The organism is Mesorhizobium sp. M7A.F.Ca.CA.002.09.1.1, from assembly GCF_003998555.1.
GTDB classification, from domain to species: Bacteria; Pseudomonadota; Alphaproteobacteria; order Rhizobiales; family Rhizobiaceae; genus Mesorhizobium; species Mesorhizobium ciceri.
This window is the reverse complement of sequence record NZ_RZRR01000743.1, coordinates 1-2,859: the sequence shown is the minus strand read 5'-3', so window position 1 is coordinate 2,859 and position 2,859 is coordinate 1. Positions and strand designations below refer to the sequence as shown.

General features: G+C 62.3%; 3 protein-coding genes and 2 tRNA genes. All 5 read right to left on the bottom strand.

Annotation, left to right across the window (positions count from 1 at the left end; genetic code table 11):
* Nucleotides 1-109: 109 nt before the first annotated feature.
* Nucleotides 110-1,252 carry a slipin family protein gene (locus EN994_RS25500; RefSeq protein ID WP_063168177.1) on the bottom strand — a complete coding sequence of 381 codons (1,143 nt, stop codon included), beginning with the start codon at nt 1,250-1,252 and terminating at the stop codon, nt 110-112.
* Between the two features lie 352 nt (nt 1,253-1,604).
* Nucleotides 1,605-1,674 (bottom strand) — tRNA-Asn (locus tag EN994_RS25495).
* A 2-nt stretch (nt 1,675-1,676) separates the two neighbouring features.
* Nucleotides 1,677-1,750, bottom strand: a tRNA-Tyr gene (locus EN994_RS25490).
* A gap of 227 nt (nt 1,751-1,977) precedes the next feature.
* Nucleotides 1,978-2,526, bottom strand: coding sequence for a histidine phosphatase family protein (locus tag EN994_RS25485; RefSeq protein WP_063168176.1), 549 nt, complete (start codon nt 2,524-2,526; stop codon nt 1,978-1,980).
* On the bottom strand, nt 2,523-2,825 hold the full coding sequence (locus EN994_RS36370) for a hypothetical protein (RefSeq protein ID WP_244514304.1): 303 nt from the start codon (nt 2,823-2,825) through the stop codon (nt 2,523-2,525). Before EN994_RS36370 ends, EN994_RS25485 begins: the two co-directional genes overlap by 4 nt.
* Nucleotides 2,826-2,859 lie beyond the last annotated feature (34 nt).

Sequence of the window (2,859 nt, the reverse complement as noted above, 5' to 3'; positions counted from 1 at the left end):
ACGCAAGAAGGGCCGCCGGTTTACCCGGCGGCCCTTCTGTTGACGCAACGTCAGCCTTATTTCGATGCGTGTCGTTTTTCCAAAAGCGGAACACTTTTGGCGACATGCATCAGCTGTCGCGAAGCTTGACCAGATCGTTCAGCAGCCCGCCCGTTCCGTTGTGGACGGTCAGCCGCTCGACCTTGCCGGCGATGGTTTCCAGCGCCTCGAGCTCCTTCAGCCGCAGCATCACCGGGTTTTCCGCCATCACCCTGGCCGTGTTGAGGAGGGAACGGGTCGCGTTCGTCTCCTCGCGGCGACGGATGATGTTGGCCTCGGCCTGCTTTTCGGCCGACACCACCTGGTTGAGGATCTCGCGCATCTCGCCCGGCAGGATGACATCCTTGAGCGCGATATCGCTGACCTCCACGCCGATCTCGGCCATGTCGGCGCGGACCTTGGCTGCCGCTTCCTCATCGATCGTCACCTTCTTTTCGAGGATCTGATCGAGTGTCAGCGCGCCAAGCGTCTTGCGGAAGGCATATTGCAGGGCGCGGTAGAGGGCTTCGGAGAAGTCCTTCACCATGCTGACCGCCTTGACCGGATCGACGACCCGGTATTCGGCTGCGATGTTGACGCGGATCGTCACGCGATCCTTGGTCAGCACTTCCTGCCCGGCAACGTCGAGCGACTGGCGCTTGAGGTCGACGACCTTGATCTGCACCATGCGTCCGACGTTCCAGAAGCCATGCACGCCCGCCGTCAGCGTCCTGACCAGGACACCGTCGATGAACAGCAGTCCGGCCTGACCATCGACGACCGGATGGACGGACATCAATTCCGCCTTCCGGGCCTGGCCGAGCCGGCGCATGATCGCCGCATCGATGGCGAGATCGACTGACGTGTCGATCAGCGTCACCTTCCACGGGCCGGCATCCGTCCACAGCACGAGCTTGCGGTCCGGTGCCAGCACGGCGTGCAGATTGCCGTCACGCTCGATGACGGCGACATCCGTGCGCCCGGTGCGAACGACGGTGAAATGACGCGCGGCCACATCCGGAAGCTTGTCGAACAACGCCTTCTCGTATGCCGAAACGAATTCCGGGTTCTTCAGATCGTGCCGAGACACTTCGAGGCTGCCGCGCCGGTTGGCGAGCCAGTGCTCGCCCGGCAGCAGGACAGCCTTGATCTCCCCCTTGTGGAGGGCGAGGGCACGTTCGTTTTCCTTTACGAGGACGCGCTCGCGTCCAAGAACCTTGTCGAGAATGGTCATTGTCTTACTCCTGTCGGGCATGGCCCCATGCGAGGCGTCACGTCATGCGTCGATCTTCCCTTCGTTTCTCGTTTCACGTCGTCTCTTGCGTCGTAGCCCGGGCACGAATGATCCGGGGACTGGTGGCATCGAGCCGTGGCGGGCCTTCGGGAGCGGATCGCGGGGCAGCGAAGCGGGCGCAGGAGGCCTTAGCCTCCCTTGCCGGCGACACCGCGCCTTGATCGTCACCGCGGGCCTGGCCGCGAGCCGATGGCGAAAGACGCTTGAGATGATCCGCGCCCGAAGGCTTGGGTCACCCGTCCAGTCTTTCGCATTCCAGTCCCCGGACCGTTTTTCGGATGGCTTTTCAAGGCCAATGGAGAAGGAATCGAACCTTCGACAGTCAGATTAACAATCTGATGCTCTAACCAAACTGAGCTATCCGTGGTGCAGATGAAGGGACTCGAACCCACAACCTCCGGATTATGTCCGGCGCTCTCCCAGTTGAGCTACATCCGCGATCCCAATCCCCAAAGCGGCGCCGTATACAGGGCGGCAATGCCGCCTGCACGGGCGGAGACGAAAGCTCCAACCGTTGTGCTCGCTTCGGTTCTCGTGACCGGGAGCGCGCCTATAGCCCCTGCGACGGGTTGTCGCAAGCGGCATTGTCACGGCGAATTTGCGGCTTCTTTCAACGGTGGCATTTCAGCAACACCGCTTTCGGCGTCAGCGATCGCGCAGCACGCTCAGAAGGTGACGCGGCCGAGCACGCGCAGGCCATCGCCTTGCGGCTCGACGACGACGGCCTCACCTTCGCGCGGTGAGATGCCGGTCAGTGCCACGATGTCTTCCAGATGGGTGACCATGACCAGATTGTCGGAGCCGGAATAGACGCGGATTTCCTTCAGGATCGCAGCGATCTGCGCGGCCTTCTGCGTCTCGTCGCCTTTCAGGAGATCGAGCGGTGCAAAGAGTTCCGGGTCGGTCTCGAAGGCGATGCGGGCGGTGTCGAGGCAGCGGCAATAGCGGCTGGACAGCACGCGCTCGATCGGTGCCGCCCGAGCGGCAAACAGAGCGCCGATCTTGCTCGCCTGCTGCTTGCCGCGCGCCGACAGGTTCATCTGGGTGGCGCAGCTGTCGATGTCGAAATTGGCCGGATCGGTGGTGCCGGTGACCATGGCATGGCGCAGCAGCACGACGTGTCCGCCGTCGCGCAGCAGCGCCCAGCCTGCATCCGTGGCGTGCGCCACGCTGGGAACAACAAGCAGGAACAACGCCAAGGCAAATCGAATCATCCGCTATCCTTCTGCGGTTCCCGGCAAGGGGTTCCGGTGGCAGGACATATAGGGACGGTAAAGCCGGCCGAAAGACAAGGCGCGGTCGGCGGGAAGCGTAGACCTACTTCTTCGCCATCTGCTTCTTCACCAGATCGACCTTCTGGTCGGTGAGAGGGATGGCTGGTGTAGCCGGCTTCGCTAAAGCGCTGCTTGGCGTTCTCGAAGAATCCGATCGCCTTTTGATATTCGGCCTTGCCGCCGCCATAGCTGGCCCGATTCCAGCTGACATCCCCGAGATTGTTCTGCGCGAAGGCCATTGCATCGGAAGGCTTCCCTGGTGAATACCTTCAG

What these genes read in the sequence shown, in the direction of transcription:
- EN994_RS25500 (WP_063168177.1), bottom strand. Translation starts at nt 1,252, where the DNA reads ATGACCATTCTCGACAAGGTTCTTGGACGCGAGCGCGTCCTCGTAAAG.
- EN994_RS25485 (WP_063168176.1), bottom strand. Translation starts at nt 2,526, where the DNA reads ATGATTCGATTTGCCTTGGCGTTGTTCCTGCTTGTTGTTCCCAGCGTG.
- EN994_RS36370 (WP_244514304.1), bottom strand. Translation starts at nt 2,825, where the DNA reads ATGGCCTTCGCGCAGAACAATCTCGGGGATGTCAGCTGGAATCGGGCC.